The 16,060-nt window shown below is 49.7% G+C and carries 11 protein-coding genes; 4 read left to right on the top strand and 7 right to left on the bottom strand.

Going from position 1 to position 16,060, the window contains the following annotated elements; all coding sequences use genetic code 11:
• Positions 1-56: 56 nt before the first annotated feature.
• The gene (locus Q9L42_RS08285; protein ID WP_349432605.1) at positions 57-821 is read left to right on the top strand and encodes an exodeoxyribonuclease III; all 765 of its coding nucleotides are present in this window, start codon (positions 57-59) and stop codon (positions 819-821) included.
• Positions 822-858: 37 nt separating this feature from the next.
• On the opposite strand, the gene Q9L42_RS08280 is transcribed toward Q9L42_RS08285, so the two are convergent.
• Together Q9L42_RS08280 and Q9L42_RS08275 are read right to left on the bottom strand one after the other, a co-directional pair.
• A complete protein-coding gene (locus tag Q9L42_RS08280) occupies positions 859-1,788 on the bottom strand; it encodes an HDOD domain-containing protein (protein ID WP_305908912.1) in 930 nt (309 codons plus the stop codon).
• A gap of 10 nt (positions 1,789-1,798) precedes the next feature.
• Positions 1,799-3,115, bottom strand: a complete 1,317-nt coding sequence (locus Q9L42_RS08275; protein ID WP_305908913.1) for a sigma-54 interaction domain-containing protein — start codon at positions 3,113-3,115, stop codon at positions 1,799-1,801.
• A 252-nt stretch (positions 3,116-3,367) separates the two neighbouring features.
• Here Q9L42_RS08275 and Q9L42_RS08270 point away from each other — a divergent pair, with 252 nt between their 5' ends.
• On the top strand, positions 3,368-4,054 hold the full coding sequence (locus Q9L42_RS08270; RefSeq protein WP_349432602.1) for a PEP-CTERM sorting domain-containing protein: 687 nt from the start codon (positions 3,368-3,370) through the stop codon (positions 4,052-4,054).
• A 674-nt stretch (positions 4,055-4,728) separates the two neighbouring features.
• On the opposite strand, the gene zwf is transcribed toward Q9L42_RS08270, so the two are convergent.
• Both zwf and gnd read right to left on the bottom strand, forming a co-directional pair.
• The gene (zwf, locus tag Q9L42_RS08265; RefSeq protein ID WP_305910254.1) at positions 4,729-6,216 is read right to left on the bottom strand and encodes a glucose-6-phosphate dehydrogenase; all 1,488 of its coding nucleotides are present in this window, start codon (positions 6,214-6,216) and stop codon (positions 4,729-4,731) included.
• Positions 6,217-6,225: 9 nt separating this feature from the next.
• Positions 6,226-7,671 (bottom strand): decarboxylating NADP(+)-dependent phosphogluconate dehydrogenase, encoded by a 1,446-nt coding sequence (gene gnd / locus Q9L42_RS08260; RefSeq protein WP_305908917.1) that lies wholly within the window; start codon positions 7,669-7,671, stop codon positions 6,226-6,228.
• An 839-nt stretch (positions 7,672-8,510) separates the two neighbouring features.
• Here gnd and Q9L42_RS08255 point away from each other — a divergent pair.
• Entirely contained in the window at positions 8,511-11,267 is a 2,757-nt protein-coding gene (locus Q9L42_RS08255; protein ID WP_349432601.1) for a bifunctional diguanylate cyclase/phosphodiesterase, read from the top strand.
• A gap of 17 nt (positions 11,268-11,284) precedes the next feature.
• On the opposite strand, the gene egtD is transcribed toward Q9L42_RS08255, so the two are convergent.
• Genes egtD through Q9L42_RS08240 form a run of 3 tightly spaced genes read right to left on the bottom strand, consistent with a single transcriptional unit; the run spans position 11,285 to position 13,862 of the window.
• Positions 11,285-12,250, bottom strand: a complete 966-nt coding sequence (gene egtD / locus Q9L42_RS08250; RefSeq protein ID WP_305908920.1) for an L-histidine N(alpha)-methyltransferase — start codon at positions 12,248-12,250, stop codon at positions 11,285-11,287.
• Positions 12,247-13,527, bottom strand: a complete 1,281-nt coding sequence (gene egtB / locus Q9L42_RS08245) for an ergothioneine biosynthesis protein EgtB (protein WP_349432599.1) — start codon at positions 13,525-13,527, stop codon at positions 12,247-12,249. The genes egtD and egtB overlap by 4 nt, the downstream gene beginning before the upstream one ends.
• Positions 13,528-13,580: 53 nt before the next feature.
• On the bottom strand, positions 13,581-13,862 hold the full coding sequence (locus tag Q9L42_RS08240) for a DUF427 domain-containing protein (protein WP_305908922.1): 282 nt from the start codon (positions 13,860-13,862) through the stop codon (positions 13,581-13,583).
• Positions 13,863-14,475: 613 nt separating this feature from the next.
• Here Q9L42_RS08240 and tnpC point away from each other — a divergent pair.
• On the top strand, positions 14,476-16,047 hold the full coding sequence (tnpC, locus tag Q9L42_RS08235) for an IS66 family transposase (RefSeq protein ID WP_349432597.1): 1,572 nt from the start codon (positions 14,476-14,478) through the stop codon (positions 16,045-16,047).
• Positions 16,048-16,060 lie beyond the last annotated feature (13 nt).

Below are 16,060 nucleotides of genomic sequence, written 5' to 3'. Positions count from 1 at the left end.
AGGCCTCGTTAACCTATTAAGTCCTCAACGCCTAGCTCATCGGAAGGAATCATCAGATGAAAATCATTTCCTGGAACGTCAACGGCATACGCGCCATACAAAAAAAAGGCTTTGCCGAAACGATAGCCCAGTTAGACGCCGACTGCATTTTGCTGCAAGAAACCAAAGCCCAGGATGATCAAGTCTTCAAGGCATTGGACGACATCGACGGTTACCATGTTTATTCCAATTGTGCGGAACGCAAGGGTTACTCCGGCGTCGCGCTATTGACTCGGCAGCCGCCGCTAAAGCTGAGCAATGATATCGGCATAGATGAGCACGATCAGGAAGGTCGCGTGCTCGTCGCCGAATACGAACATTTCTTTCTGCTCAATGTCTATGTCCCGAATTCGGGCCAGGATCTAGTGCGCCTGGATTACCGGCAAAACTGGGATCGCGAATTTTGCGCCTATCTGCAGCAACTGCAAAAGCAAAAACCGCTGATCGCTTGCGGCGATTTCAATGTCGCTCACCAGGAAATCGATATCGCACGTCCCAAGCCGAATTACAATAAAACGGCCGGCTATACCCAAGCCGAAATCGACGGCTTCAGCCGCTTCCTCGACATCGGCTTGGCCGACAGCTTCCGTCACTTCCATCCGGACACGGTCGCCTATAGCTGGTGGAGCTACCGCGCCAATGCCCGAGCAAAAAATATCGGCTGGCGCATCGACTACGTATTGACCAGCGAAACATTACTCGACAAAATCGATGACGCCTTCATCGCGCCGGAAATCACCGGCTCGGATCACTGCCCGGTCGGCATCGAAATCGATTTCTAAATCATTAAATCGACGAGGTTGGCGCAGGTATATAGCCTTACTGGTAGCGGGTTAGCCGTACCGCCATCGAGTCAATCTGTTCAAGCGAATCCTCTAATTCGGCGACTTTTTGCATGGCGAACTCACAGTCCAAATTCAACGCTGCGAATACTTCATCGTCATAAGACTGATTTTGTCCATCGCCGATTCCCAGTGTTCCTAATAGACAATCGCTCAAATACACCAGCAAATTGATTTGATAGTTGTCGCCGCGATAATGAGGGTTATGATGGTGATAAACGACATCGATAATCGGTTTTGGCATCGACCAGGTTCGCATCAGCCAGGCGCCCAATGAACAGTGATCGACACCAAATGCGAAACGCTCGACACTGTAGACAGTGAGCGAAGGATTGGCGTCAATCATCGTTGCCAAGTAGTTGAATTCATCTAGAAACTCATGGCCCATTAATGGAAAACCGATGTTATGCAGTAAAGCGGACAGAAATATTGTTTTACGATCCGGTCTTTCCTGCCTAGGCATGTTTTCGCTCAGCGACACAGCCAAACGCGATCCGGCTATCGCTTGTAACCAAAACATGCGGGTTCCGATTTTTCCCTGGCTAGGTGCTTTAAGCGCTGATAGCGCACTGAGGCTCAGAGCCAAATTCATCACAAAATCATAGCCCAATACTCGGACTATCGCCTCTTGCACCGACACGATACGACCGCGATATCCGTACAATGCCGAACCCGCCCAACGGATGATTTGCGAGGTCAGCAATGGGTCCAATTCTATAATCAACGCTAGTTTTTTCGCATCGGCCAGTGGATCCGAGGCCAATTGTATGATCTGTTGCGCGATGCCCGGCAAGGGCGGCAAAGCCTTGATGCGATTAATGTGATCACGCATGTCGACCGGGGGCGCAAAGTCGTCTAAACCCGAATCGATGGTATTGAGTGTCCAACTGCGTAGGTAAGGTTCCATTGCAGGCTCGTTAATTCACGTTAAGGCGTTTTAATTTTCTGTACAACGTTCTTTCACTGACGTTCATTTCAGCGGCAATCAGTTTGCGGTTTCCTTGATGTTTATCGATCAAGGACCTTATGTATTCGGCTTCGATAGCCTCTAAAGGATTCATGTCCGTAGCCTTCCGCGCTTCAGTGGCCGATCCTTGACCACGCCTCTCGACCATCCCTGGCTTTAAAGGCATCTCGTTTCGGCGCATGATCGAAATATCCCGCTCTTCGATATGATGTTTGTTGCAAAGACAGGTCGCCAGTTGTAGACAATTTTTCAATTCGCGGATATTGCCCGGCCATCGATGGCCCATTAATTTTTGCAAGGCCGCGCCACTCATCCGGTAAACGCATCGGTCACGTTGTCCGAAGGACTCAAGAAAATATTCGACAAGTTCTTGAATGTCTTCAACTCTATCCCGCAATGCCGGAATCTCCAACGGGAAAACCGATAATCGGTAAAACAAATCCTCCCGGAACAGGCCTTCCTTAACCATCCCGCTGAGATTTCGATGTGTCGCCGTCACGACACGAACCGTCGATTTTAACGCTGTCGTTCCGCCCACCCGTCTGAACTGGCCGCTTTCCAACGCCCTCAGCAATTTAGGTTGCAACGAGATCGGTAATTCACCCACTTCATCGAGGAACAATGTTCCTCCGTCGGCCAGCTCGAACAAACCTTTTTTTACCGTAGCGGCTCCAGTAAAGGCGCCTTTTTCGTGACCAAAAAGTTCGCTTTCGAACAGATCCTCACCCAGCACCGTGCAATCGACGATGACGAATTCGCCATCGGCATTCGATGATTGACGATGTATATATTCGGCGGCAAACTCCTTACCGGTGCCGGTTTCGCCGTTCAACATAACCGGAACATTCGACTGAGCCGCTTGTTGCAATTTGGTTTTCAAATTTAAGAAAGCAGAAGATGTGCCAACCATCTGCGGATTTCCTGTCATCGAGGCAGATTTACCGACCGTTAAAACCGACTCGCCCAGATAAACCGTGCCGTCCACATCGAGCAAGGGATAACCGCGCACTTTCAGAAGATGTTCCTGACTCCCCAAAGTTTCGCTAAACATCCCAGTATAGGGTTCAAGCGTCTGAAAAAAACGTTTATGCCGGCAATCACTCGGATTATTGCAGCAAATAGCGCCTAAACGCCGTTCGCGCGGAAGGGCGAAATGACCTTCCCAGGCGCGATTGACGGCGATGATTTGTTGGTCCGCATTGATGATGCTAAAGGGTTGGTCATGCGTTTCCAGCAGAGAGTCCAACGTAAATGAGTTTGTGCGCATAGTTCCAATAAGCCGGTTTTTCCTAAATCCTAAGTCGAGCCGCGTTTGTCAGCATTCCGCTTACACTGACATGACAGCCGCGTCAGCCAGTCTGACGACTCTGTCAGCCCCAACGACTATTCTAGTCGATCAACCGCCGATTCACAGGCTTATCAAACTTGGCATTGAAATTGTAAGAGATTTAGTCAACAAGTTTTCAACAAAAAACAGCCATCGCCCCGTTTAGATGACTGAAAATCGGTCAAACAAAAAATGAATATCATCAAAAAGATCGCCAAACTCTCGGCATTGATTGCCGCCACGCTTTTGTTACAGCCCCCTGGCGCCAGTGCGGCATCGATGACTTTTACCGATACATATGATCCAGCCTCCGATAAGCTGATAAGTTTTGGCGCTAAGAAGACATTTGAATTTATCCACAGCATCATCGACGACAAGGATGGCGCCGACGATGAGTGGAGCGGTCTATACGGCTATGATCAGCACAGCGATTTAATATCCAGCGCATCGATCGAGCTCAGATTCAAGGATGGAAGTGACGGAAGCGCCCCAGAGTGCCGGTCAGGAAAGTCACGAAACCAAGCATCGTGTGTTGCCGATGAAAGTGACGACAGTGCCGCAGAGTCGGTGTCTTTTTTCTTTGATCAAGACTCTTTTGGGACACAAACGATCACCAGCGGCGGAACATCCTATATCGCCACATTTTCAAGCGACTTGAATTCATTGTTAAGCGATGGCCTCTTGCAAGTCAAGCTTCAAAACACCGGCACCACGAATAAGAAACCAGAAGACAGAAGCGATTTCCTGTTCCTAAAGTCAACATTAACCGTTCATGTAAATAAGGCGGCACAAGCGCAACAAGTTCCGGAACCAGCGACACTGGCGCTTGTCGGACTGGGCGTGTTCGGCTTCGTTATCGGCCGCCGCAAAAAGATTTGACCCTTTAGGGCCTTTTGCTTTACAGGCACTCGGCTCTAATTTATCAAGACGCCGATGGTATGCCCGCAGGGCTCCCTCATTAAAAAATACCTTTTTGGTGGACGGGTTATTTAACCCGCCCCGAACGTTTAACTTACTCTAGTCACGGTTGAATCGTTCAGGACCTCGTTGACCTGCATTTCACATAGCGATGCGGACTACTCTTTTCGCGCCGAGGGCGGCGCTCCTCCGCAAAGCACCGTCTTGCCTTCGGATGTGCTGAACACCGTGAAGCGCATCAAAAACCGGTGCGCTTCCTCTCGTCATCACACTCTACCCGCACAGGTAGGGCGGATCAAGCGCAGCGGATCCGCCAACGTAGGGCGGCTTCGCGAAGCAAGCCGCCAAAAAACGCCACCGGAGGCAAAATTGGTCATTGTGGTATCCAGGCGCATTGCCTGGCGGCGAATCACCCTACGGTTGCATGCCAATGTAGCCTTGCCTTCGGATGTGTCGAACAGCGTGAAGCGCATCAAAAACCGGTGCGCTTCCTATCGTCAGCACACCCTACCCGTGAGATGGATCACGCACAGCGGATCCCCCTGGCGTATTTGTTGTTAAATTCTGTTTTGCCACGCATTCATTTAATGAGGTAGCCCTGGAGATTGCTAGCTTCCCTTTGAACTCAGCGCCCATTAGTTACATTCCGGCGTCAGCGAATAACGCCAGTGCTGGTGTTCCTTGTCGAACAGGCGGCGAGATTCCTCCGGCCCCCAGGAACCGGCCGGATAGGTGGCGATGTAGTCGCGTTCTTCGGACCATTTTTGCAGAATCGGGTCGACGATGCGCCAGGCGTGCTCGACTTCATCCCAACGTAAAAACAACGAACGATCCCCCTGTAGCACATCGAGCAATAGATCCTCATAGGCATCGGTATGATGTTCGTCATGATTGCGATAGCTGGCGTCCAGGCTGGTGATGCGGGTGCTCATTTCCAAGCCCGGCTCTTTGACCGTCATTTCCATACGAATGCATTCTTCCGGCTGTATGCCAAGCAGTAGCCAGTTCGGACTGTTGCAGCTGACATGGGTATCACGGAAAAACTGCAACGGCGGCCGGCGGAAACAGATGGAAATCACCGATTGCGCCTTGGCCATGCGTTTTCCGGTGCGTAGATAAATGGGGACGTTTTTCCAGCGCCAGTTATCGATATACAGTTTCAACGCGGCATAGGTTTCGGTGACGCTGTTTTGCGGAACACCTGTCTCCTGCAGATAACCGTTGACCTTCTCGCCGTTGATGTTGCCGCCGGCATACTGGGCGCGAAAAGCGTAGGCGTTGACGGCTTCTTTGACGATGGGACGGATCGATTTCAACACCTTGACTTTCTCGTCGCGCAAGGCCTCCGCTTCCATCGACGCCGGCGGCTCCATCGTCACCAGCGTCATCAATTGCATCAGGTGGCTTTGCAGCATGTCGCGCATCGCGCCGGAACTGTCGTAATATTGCGCCCGGCTGCCGATGCCCAGCTCCTCCGAATGGGTAATCTGGATATGATCGATAAAATTGCGGTTCCATAACGGCTCCAACATCGTGTTGGCGAAACGGAACACCAATAGATTCTGCACGGTGCCCTTGCCCAGATAATGATCGATCCGGTAAATCTGCTCTTCGCGCAAATAGTGACCGATGCGCCTTTGCAAGGCCTGGGCGCTTTGCAGGTCATAACCGAACGGTTTCTCGATGATGACACGGCTCCAGCCCGCTTCTTCTTGCAACAGGCCGACATCGCTCAGCCGTTCTATCGTGCCGCCGAAGTCGGCCGGACTGATCGCCAGGTAAAAGGCCTTGTTTTGAGGATATTTTTTACTGTCATGCAGTGTTTCCGCCAGCCCAGTATAGCTTTCCGCTTGTTTCAAATCGCCCTGATGGAAATACAGACGCTGACAAAAACGCTTGTAAACCGTCTCATCCAGACCGTTGCGCGCCTTCGCTTGCAACATCTCGCGCACTTCGGCTTGCCATTGCTGTTGATCCCAATCGCGGCGGCCGATGGCGAGAATTTTCGTCCCTTCCGGCAGCAAATTTTCCACATCCAAATGGTAGAGGGCGGGCATTAACTTGATGCGCGACAAATTGCCGGTCGCACCGAAAATCACATAAGTACAGGCTTCTGCTTTCATCATATCGCCTTATACGGTGTAAGTGGACGAGGCCGTTTTGCCGCCGTGCCCGGTCCAGTCGGTATGAAAAAACTCACCGCGCGGTTTGTCGGTGCGCTCGTAGGAATGGGCGCCGAAATAGTCGCGCTGCGCCTGCAATAAATTGGCCGGCAACCTGGCCGTGCGGTAACCATCGAAATAAGCCAGGGCCGAGGAAAAGGCCGGCGTCGGCACCTGCAGTTCGATCGCTTGGATGACCGCTTTGCGCCATCCAGACTCGGCCTTAGCCATCGCCTCGGCAAAGAAATCGGCCAACAACAGATTTTCCAATTCGGGATTGTGGTCATAGGCCTGTTTGATGTTGCCCAAAAACTGACTGCGTATGATGCAGCCGCCGCGCCACATCAACGCGATGTCGCCGTAATTCAAGCTCCACTGGTATTCTTTGGCGGCCTCGCGCATTAACTGAAAGCCTTGCGCATAAGAAATGATCTTGGAGGCGTAGAGCGCGTCATGAATAGCGTCGATCATGACCTGTTTATCGCCGGAGAAGCCGCCCGGCTGCTTCGGCAAATGCTGAGCCGCTTTGACTCTTTCTTGTTTTTGCGCCGACAGACAACGGGCGAACACCGATTCGGCGATCAAAGTCAGCGGAATGCCCATCTCCAGGGCATTGATGCCGGTCCATTTACCGGTGCCTTTCTGTCCCGCCGTATCCAATATGCTGTCGATCAGCGGCTCACCGTTTTCATCTTTGTAGGCCAGGATGTTGGCGGTGATCTCGATCAGATAGGAATCCAAGACGCCATGGTTCCACTCGGCGAAAATGGCCTGGATCTCATCGACGTTCAAGCCCAATCCCTCTCGCATCAACTGATAGGCTTCGCAGATCAGTTGCATGTCGCCATATTCGATGCCGTTATGCACCATTTTGACATAATGACCGCCGCCGTTGTCGCCGACCCATTGACAGCAAGGATCGCCATCGACCTTGGCGCTGATCGCTTGAAAAATCGGTTTAACCGCCTCCCAGGCGTCTTTATTGCCGCCGGGCATTATCGAAGGCCCATGTCTCGCCCCTTCTTCCCCGCCGGAAACGCCGGTTCCGATATACAAGATGTTCTTGCCACGCAAATAGTCGGTGCGGCGATTGGTATCGGAATAAAGCGAATTACCGCCATCGATGATGATATCGCCGGCCGATAACAAAGGCAGCAGCTTTTCAATATACAGATCAACCACCTCGCCGGCTTTGACCATCAGCATAACTCTCCGGGGAGCCTCCAGGCTGTCCACCAGCTCTTCAAGCGAGTAAGTGCCGACGATGTCCGAGCCTTTGGCCGGCCCTCGCAGAAACTCATCGACTTTAGCGGTGGTACGGTTATAAACCGCGACTTTAAAGCCGTGGTCGTTCATGTTCAGCACCAGATTTTGTCCCATCACGGCAAGACCGATCAATCCAATATTTGCTTTCATAATGCGCCCTTGTTTGTAGGTGAACTTTACAATCACTCGCTTCAGCGAGCGGATACGAACAACGAACTGAAGGTCCGGACACGTTCTCATGCGTTTTCATCGGTCTCCAGTTTTAAAATGATGCTGTTCAAATGACTCCAGTCATCTTTGCCAGCTCATCGGCAAAGGCTGAGATTCGACATTCAACCCTTTCCCGACCAATCCGCCAGGCCGCCGAACAAAAGAAGCCGTCCGTCTATTCAGCTAAACCATTACATGTGACTTCTAAGCTGTCAATACACTTGTGCGCCTATGGAAAAATATTATCCGACACAACGCTTTTATGCACCAAAACAGTGTCACCGCGCTCCGTCATGTTGCCTCGCCGTGACGTTAGAACGACCCAGTGAGTTCTAACAAATAAAATGTGGATATTATCCGCCCTACGAACCAAGGGCATCCAAATTAATCACAATACCTTGGGAACGCCGCCCTCGGCGCGAGAAGCTTCATTCGACCCATGGGTTTCATCCCATGGAGACCAGGCGGCGAGAGCTCTAAATGGGATAAATTTATTGGTGGATCCGCTGCGCTTGATCCACCCGAACTTCATGCAACTCATGGCATTATGCGATTCCGGCGTCGATTAACCCTGGCAGAAATCGATATGATTTTGTTGACTGTGAACAGAACATCTATTCCCGCCACAAACTGAACCTTCATCACGTTGTAACAGTCTCTTTTTCAAACCTTTCGGGTAAATCCTAAACTTGTTATCCAGTTCACTTTTTACCTCTTTTTACCGGCGCTACAGTAAGTTTACCTTAAGATTTCGCCCATAGACTCAAATGAACAAAATCATGTCAGCTCAAGGAAAGTTTGTGGTCAAAACTTTTAAAATATTGTTATTCACTATCGCCGCGGCGCTACTGTTGATGTCAGCCGTGCGCTATCTACCATGGCATGGCGGCGTGAAAACGCCGACCCCGGCGCCCTCGAAAGTCGTCATCCTAGACGACGATGAAAAAGCTTGGCTTAAAGCCCATGAACCTGTTCGTATTGCCTTCGACGGCCACTTTCCCCCTTACAGCTTTATCGATCAAGGCGGTCACATCAAAGGCATCGCCTATGACACGATTAAATTGATCAGCGAAAAACTCGACATTGACTTCGAGATCGATCAAAGAACGCTTTGGAGCGATATTTATCCGGCCGCTCTCGATAAGGAAGTCGATGTCATCGCAACGATGGTGAACAGACCGGAGCGTAAATTCCAATTTGAGTTCACCAAGCCCTATGTATTCAAGTCTCTGGTGATCGTGACCCATAAGAACAATCAGCAGATAAAAGACCGCAGCGGCCTGGCCGGCAAGACGGTCGCGCTGGTCGAGAATTATCAATATTCGCTGCGCGTACTCGAAGAGTTTCCCAGCATCACTCCATACTATGTCGACAGTATGCGAGACGCCTTGGTCGCGATCGAAACACGTCAGGCCGACGCCGCCATCATCTTCTTCGCCACCAGCTACTATCTGCAAAATAAGCACCAATTCAGTCAAATCAAATTCACGTCCTTCTATGACCACAACAGCGCAAACGAAAGCATCGCTGTCCGCAGCGACTGGCCGATCTTGGCCGGGATTTTACAAAAAGGCTTGGACGCGATAAGTCCGGCGGAAAAACAAGCCATTAACGACAAATGGTATGCGCCGACGAAACTACCGGTTGACTATGAAACCATCGCTAAGGTCGTTATTTCGTTACTGTTGATCTCCTTGGCTTTGCTGATTTGGATCGGCCAAATGAAACGCAAGAATCGACGCATTACGTTAACTCGCAATAAATTGCAGCAAGCCAATGAAGAGCTGAACTCATTGAAACAAGATCTTGAAAACCAGGTTTCACAGCGTACGCACCAATTGCAGCATAGCGAACAAAAATACCGCAGTTTGGTGGAAAACCTGCAGGACGAATACTTTTTTTATCGACAAAACCCGGATGGCGTATTCACTTATTTGAGTCCATCGGTAACGACGATATTGGGCTACAGCATCGAACAATTTTCCAGCCATTACAGCCAATTTTTAACCGACCATCCCGATAACGCCAAGATTGGCGATTATACCGCCCGTTGCCTGAACGGCGAAAAAGTGCCTATTTATCAAATCGAACTCTACGACAATGAAGGACATAAACGCTGCCTGGAGGTTCTGGCCAACCCCCTGCTCGATGACAACGAGCAATGCATCGGGGTGGAAGGTATTGCCCATGACATCACCCTGCTGAAACAAACCTGCGCACGTCTGAATTGGCTGTCATATTACGACGACTTGACGGGGCTGGCCAATCGCCGCTTATTCACCGACCGGGCCGAACAAATGATCGCTCTCTGCCAACGTAATCAAGAGCCGATGGCCTTGTTATTTCTCGACGTGGACCGGTTTAAATTTGTCAACGACAGCCTCGGCCATGCTGCCGGTGACGAGGTCCTGAAAGAAACCGCCGCCCGACTCAAATCGGTCGTGCGTGAATCGGATATCGCGGCAAGAATGGGAGGCGATGAATTCACGTTGATTCTGCCCGGGGCCGATGCCGAAGCCGCTAAAATCGTCGCCAAAAAACTGCAGAAAAAATTTTCAAAACCCTATGAACTGAACGAACAGCAATTTCGATTGGGTTCCAGCATAGGCATCGCCATTTTCCCCCAGCATGGCAATGACATCGACACCCTACTGCAACAAGCCGATGATGCGATGTATTTTGCCAAGAAAGGCAAAAAGGGCTTCGCATTCTGTTCGAGTGATCAGCAACATAACAACAATCGCCGCTTGATCCTTGAGCGGGACCTAAGCAAGGCATTGGCGCAACAATGTTACGACGACACCTTTGAGTTAAAAGTCGTTTACCAGTCCAAGCATTGCGCGCGCAGTCATCAATTAATCGGTTATGAAGCCTTAATGCGTTGGCAACATCCGGAGTTAGGCGAGATCTCGCCTGTCGAGTTTATTCCGCTGGCCGAGGAAAGCGGATTGATCTGCGAATTGAGCCGCTGGATGATTCGTCAGGTCTGCCATCAGGCGGTCTGTTGGTCCCAGACAGGCATCGACTTTGGCAAGATCGCCATCAACATTTCCGCGCTGGAATTGATCAATCTGGAACTGGCCAAGAACATCATCGAGCAAATTAGCGCTCACCATGCCCGTTGTGATTGGATAGAATTGGAAATCAACGAAAGCGCACTGTTGAAAACCCCGGATATCGCCATCAAGACCATGGAGCAACTGACTAATGCCGGCGTTTTCATCGCCATCGATGACTTCGGCACCGGTTATTCTTCATTAGTCCATATGAAAAATCTGCCGGCCAACTATATCAAGATCGACCAATCCTTTATTCACAACATCCTGCATAGCACGACAGACCAGGCTGTGGTCCATGCAGTGATCGCCATGTCCCATGCGTTGCACAAGAAAGTGATCGCCGAAGGCGTCGAAACCGAGCAGCAATTGCAATTTCTGACCGACCATGGCTGCGACGCCGTCCAGGGCTATTGGTTCTCGAAGCCGGTTGCCGCTCAGGAGTTGAACACCAGACCCGCTATGGCCGAAACGGCTTAAGATTTGCCGCCCTCCCTTCATCGGCGGCTTTCCAGATAATGAATGCTGAATAAATTGTCCCGGTCGACCCAGACCTTGACCGCAGCAAACCCGGAGCGTAAGGCTAGCTGATGAAATCCGGCGATGCTGTACTTATAGGAATTTTCGGTATGTATCGTCTCGCCAGCTCTAAAATGAAAACGCTGACCGGCGACCTGAATAAACTGTGAGCAGATGCTCGACAAATGCATTTCGATGCGGTTCATGTCCCGATTATAAAAGGCCTGATGTTCGAAGCGTTCCAATCGGAAATCCGCATTCAATTCGCGATTGAGCCGCGTCAATAAATTCTTGTTGAATGCGGCCGTCACCTGTTGACGGTCGTTATAAGCCGCTTCCAGCAATTTGACATTCTTAATCAGATCCACGCCTATCAATAAGCCGCCGTCAACGCCGACCAGCTCGGCAATGCGTTTCAACAAGGCGTGGGCTTCATTATCGTGTAAATTGCCGATGCTCGAGCCAGGAAAATAAGCGATTCTGCGGTTTCCCTGCAGTGATCGGGGCAATTGCCAGGAATTCGAATAATCGATACAAACGGCATGAATTTCGAGCCAGTCATAGTCGTTGGCCAGACTGGAGGCAGCGCCAAACAGATGTTCTTTTGAAATATCCATCGGCACATAAATGGACGGCCTGACGGCATCGAGCAATAAGCGGATCTTGCTGCTGCTTCCGCTACCCAGCTCGAATAAGGTCGCGCCGCTGCCGATACATTCCGCGATTTCACTGCCGTATTGTTTCAACAATCCAATTTCCGTCCGGGTCAGGTAATATTCCGGCAACCGGCAAATCCGATCGAACAGCTTTGAACCATGGGCATCATAAAAATATTTCGGCGCGATGACTTTTTGTTCTGTTTGCAAGCCGCTGAGCACATCGTCTTTGATATCGCCTAGCGCAGGCTGAAAATCGTGAAAATGAAGTCGATTGGAAATCGTCATGCATCCGCCGCCAAACGTAACCCCATAAACTGCCAACGGTTATGGGGGTAAAAGAAATTGCGGTAGGATTTGCGGATATGACTTTCCGGCGTCGCACAAGACCCTCCCCGCAACACCATTTGATTGCACATGAATTTGCCATTGTATTCGCCGACCGCGCCCTCAGGTATACGATAGCCGGGATAAGCACTATAAGGACTTTGCGTCCATTCCCAAACATCGCCGAACATTTGCATCAGCCCCTGACCGGAGAGCGCCGGACGCGGATGAAACAATCCGGATTCCAGGAAATTCCCCCTTGCAATCGAGCCTTGATTTGCCGCATGTTCCCATTCCGATTCGGTGGGTAAACGCTTGCCTGCCCAGTTCGCATAGGCGTCGGCTTCGTAATAACTGATATGGCAAACCGGCTCGTCGAATTCCAGCGTCTGCAAGCCACTCAAGGTCATGACCCGCCATTCCCCATCCAACTCCTGCCAATATAATGGCGCATTCCACGACTCTTTTTGCAGGATCGCCCAGCCATCCGACAGCCACAGCAATGGATTTTGATAACCGCCATCGCGAACAAAATCAAGATATTCGGCATTGGTGATTAGACGATTGGCCAGAAAAAAATCATTCAGCAGCACTTTATGGCGGGGCGATTCGTTATCGAAATGAAAAACGTCCCCATCATAGCCTTGATTCACTTCGCCACCCGTAATTTTGATCCATTCCAAATCGACATTCAGCGCCTGCTTATCGCAATGCCGTTGTTCGCAGTAGCAGGGAAATAGTGGATTTTGCGCAAAAATATGCTTGATATCGGTCATCAGCAACTCTTGGTGCTGTTGTTCGTGATTAAGACCGAGTATCAGCAATTGCTGAATCCTTTCGCAATCCGGCTGTCGATCCAAGCCGGCGATCAATTCCTCGACAAAACGGTCGACGTGTTTTCTGTAACGGTAAACCTCGACTACCGAAGGCCTGCTCAGCAAGCCACGCCTGGGCCTCGGAAACGGCGTGCCGACACCTTGATAATAAGAATTGAAGAGATCGTGGAACTGCCGATTAAACCGGCGATAACCGGGGTGAAAAGGAATCAGAATAAATGTTTCGAAAAACCAACTGACATGAGCCAAATGCCATTTGGGCGGACTGACGTCCGGCATCGTCTGAACCACATAGTCCTCGGCAATCAGCGGCTCGCAAAGTAATTCACTCTGCCGGCGAACCCGCCTAAATAAGCCTCCAAGGTCGTTTAAGCTGAAAGTCGAGTTAGGACTGTTACTCATGGTTTACCGTGATATCAAATAACCGCATTGAAACATTGACCTGCCTCTATCCGTTACTCGGTCACTTCGACGCCCCGCCAAAACGCGATGCGATTTTTTATGTTCAGAGCTTTTGCCTTAGGTTCTGGATAATACCAAGCCGCATCCCGGTTCACGTCATTGCCGACGACGACATCGTAATAGCTAGCCTCGCCTTTCCAAGGGCACACGGTATGGCTGTTGCTTGCACGCAAAAATTGATGATTAACCGAGGCTGCAGGAAAATAACAATTACCCTCGACCTCGATAATATCATCACTTTCTGCAATAAGAGAATTCTTCCAGATCGCTTTCATTGCCTATATGCCATGCTTTAAATCCGAGCTTAGTTTAACCTTACCATAAACACTGAGTTGGCCATATATAATATTTTCAATTCATGGTTAGAGGCTCATCGTTATACACATCTTGTCTCGACATCGCGTTGAGCCTCATGCGCAATGACGTCGGAGTAAAAAAGCTTGAGCTTTTTTAAGCAAAAGCTCAAGCTTTTGCACTCCCAGGAGCATTCCGGCACAGAGCGCAGGCATGCTTGTGAGGACATCCATAAACATTCAATCCCATCAATCTCCAACGGAACGCTCACTCTTTACGCCGATCGGAATACATCTTATCAATCAATCCTGTGACAATATAGAAAGCGCATTGGTTTTTTTGACTTATGTATAACGATGAGGGTTAGAGGACATAGCTCTTTTCACCGAAATCATTCCCTTATTGTTATTAATGATTAATAAGTCTCAGAAATTTTATTATTTATCTCGATAATGAATGAACCGGCAAACTAAGAGCGCATAAATATTAATCTCGGGGTAAGTATTCACACACCCTAGCTGAAAATACAAAATAATTGACAAACCGACACAAGAACATTGTACAAATCCATTAAGAAGCCTTAGTATTTATCCCATGCAACTCAGTAACCAGGACCTAAGCCAAATCGATGAAGACGAGCTTCTCAATTTACCGGAAGAGGAATTACGTTACCTATCGATTAAGTTACTTAACGACCTAAAAGAAGCGCGTGAGCGCTTAAGCCAAAATTCGCGCAACAGCTCTCGTCCACCTAGCAGCGAAGCGCCTTGGGATAAAGCAGCTACAGATAATACAAACGATCAAGAACAAACGGAGATCGATAAGTCTGCTGAAACGGAAGACACCGTCCCCCCCCCGTCGCCTTCTAAAAAAGATCAGCAACAGTCCGCTGATCCTAACAATGAACATCAAGAACCCCGCAAACCCGGCAAACAACCAGGCGCACAAGGCTTTGGCCGAACACAAAAGCTAGCCATTACCCACTATCAAGATCATTACCCTGAAATATGTGCCTGCTGCCATCAAACATTAGAGCCGCGTCATGCTATCGCCTATGCCGCGTATGAAACAATCAATGTCGAATGGGGCGATGTTGAGTATCCAGGCATTCTAGTCACCCATACCAAGCACACTCTCTATGAAGTAGTGTGCGCCAATGGACATATCACGCGCAAAGAAGTCAGTCGTAGCAGTCATGCTCAATTGCCGGGTATTAGCCGAACTGAATGGCGTTTAGTGGGGCCTGGACTGGCAGCAATGATTGTTTGTCTTGCCTACCGTATGCGCCTATCGCGTGAGCGTATTCAGGAATTTTTATATGACTGGTTAGGTATTAAATTAAGTGTTGGCACCATCAATAATACCCTGCATGAAAGTGGCGCAGCGGCTATGCCGCTTGAAGATGAGTTTGCACAAGAAATCATTAACAGCGAATTGCTGCATGTAGACGAAACCTCCTGGATGGAGCACACGACTTTTCTTTGGTTATGGGTGTTCAGTACGAATCGCGTCACAGCCTATTGGATTGCTACGCGTAGCGCTGAATTATTGGAAAATCTTTTAGGCGACGACTTTAATGGTTGGTTAATGAGCGATGGCTACACGGTTTATCGCAAATATCTGAGTCGGTTACGTTGCTGGGCTCATCTTCTGCGTAAAGCGAAAGGGCTCAATGAAAGCTTAAACAGAGACGCCCAGCTTTTTGGTCAACAAACGCACGATTTACTGGCTGTGTTGATAGGTGCGGTACGCAAAGCGCGAATAACACCACCTGATACGCCACTTTCTGAAACTTATCGCCTGCAATTACTGCTCTATCAGCAGATGTGTATACAAATGAAAACCCATGAACATAAGAAAACAGCAGCATTAGCCACGGAAATGCTAAATGACTGGGCAGCTATTTTTCAAGTTCTGGATCAACCGCATCAGCCCTTAACGAATAATGAAGCGGAGCGAGCGTTGCGCCACTGGGTTATTTTACGCGGCATTTGCTATGGCACGCGCTCGGAAAATGGGACGCGTGTGTTCGCTATTTTAATCAGCGTCATTGAAACCTGCCGCAAAAGAAATCAGTCACCGTGGATTTATTTGGCACAAGTGATCGCAAGTCAGCGGTCAGGCTTGCCGGTACCGGCCTTGCCAATTGTTAGGGTGTCTGAATAATTACATCTCGGGA

Source organism: Methylomarinum sp. Ch1-1 (assembly GCF_030717995.2).
GTDB lineage: Bacteria > Pseudomonadota > Gammaproteobacteria > Methylococcales > Methylomonadaceae > Methylomarinum > Methylomarinum roseum.
This window is presented reverse-complemented; position numbering and strand designations above follow the sequence as displayed.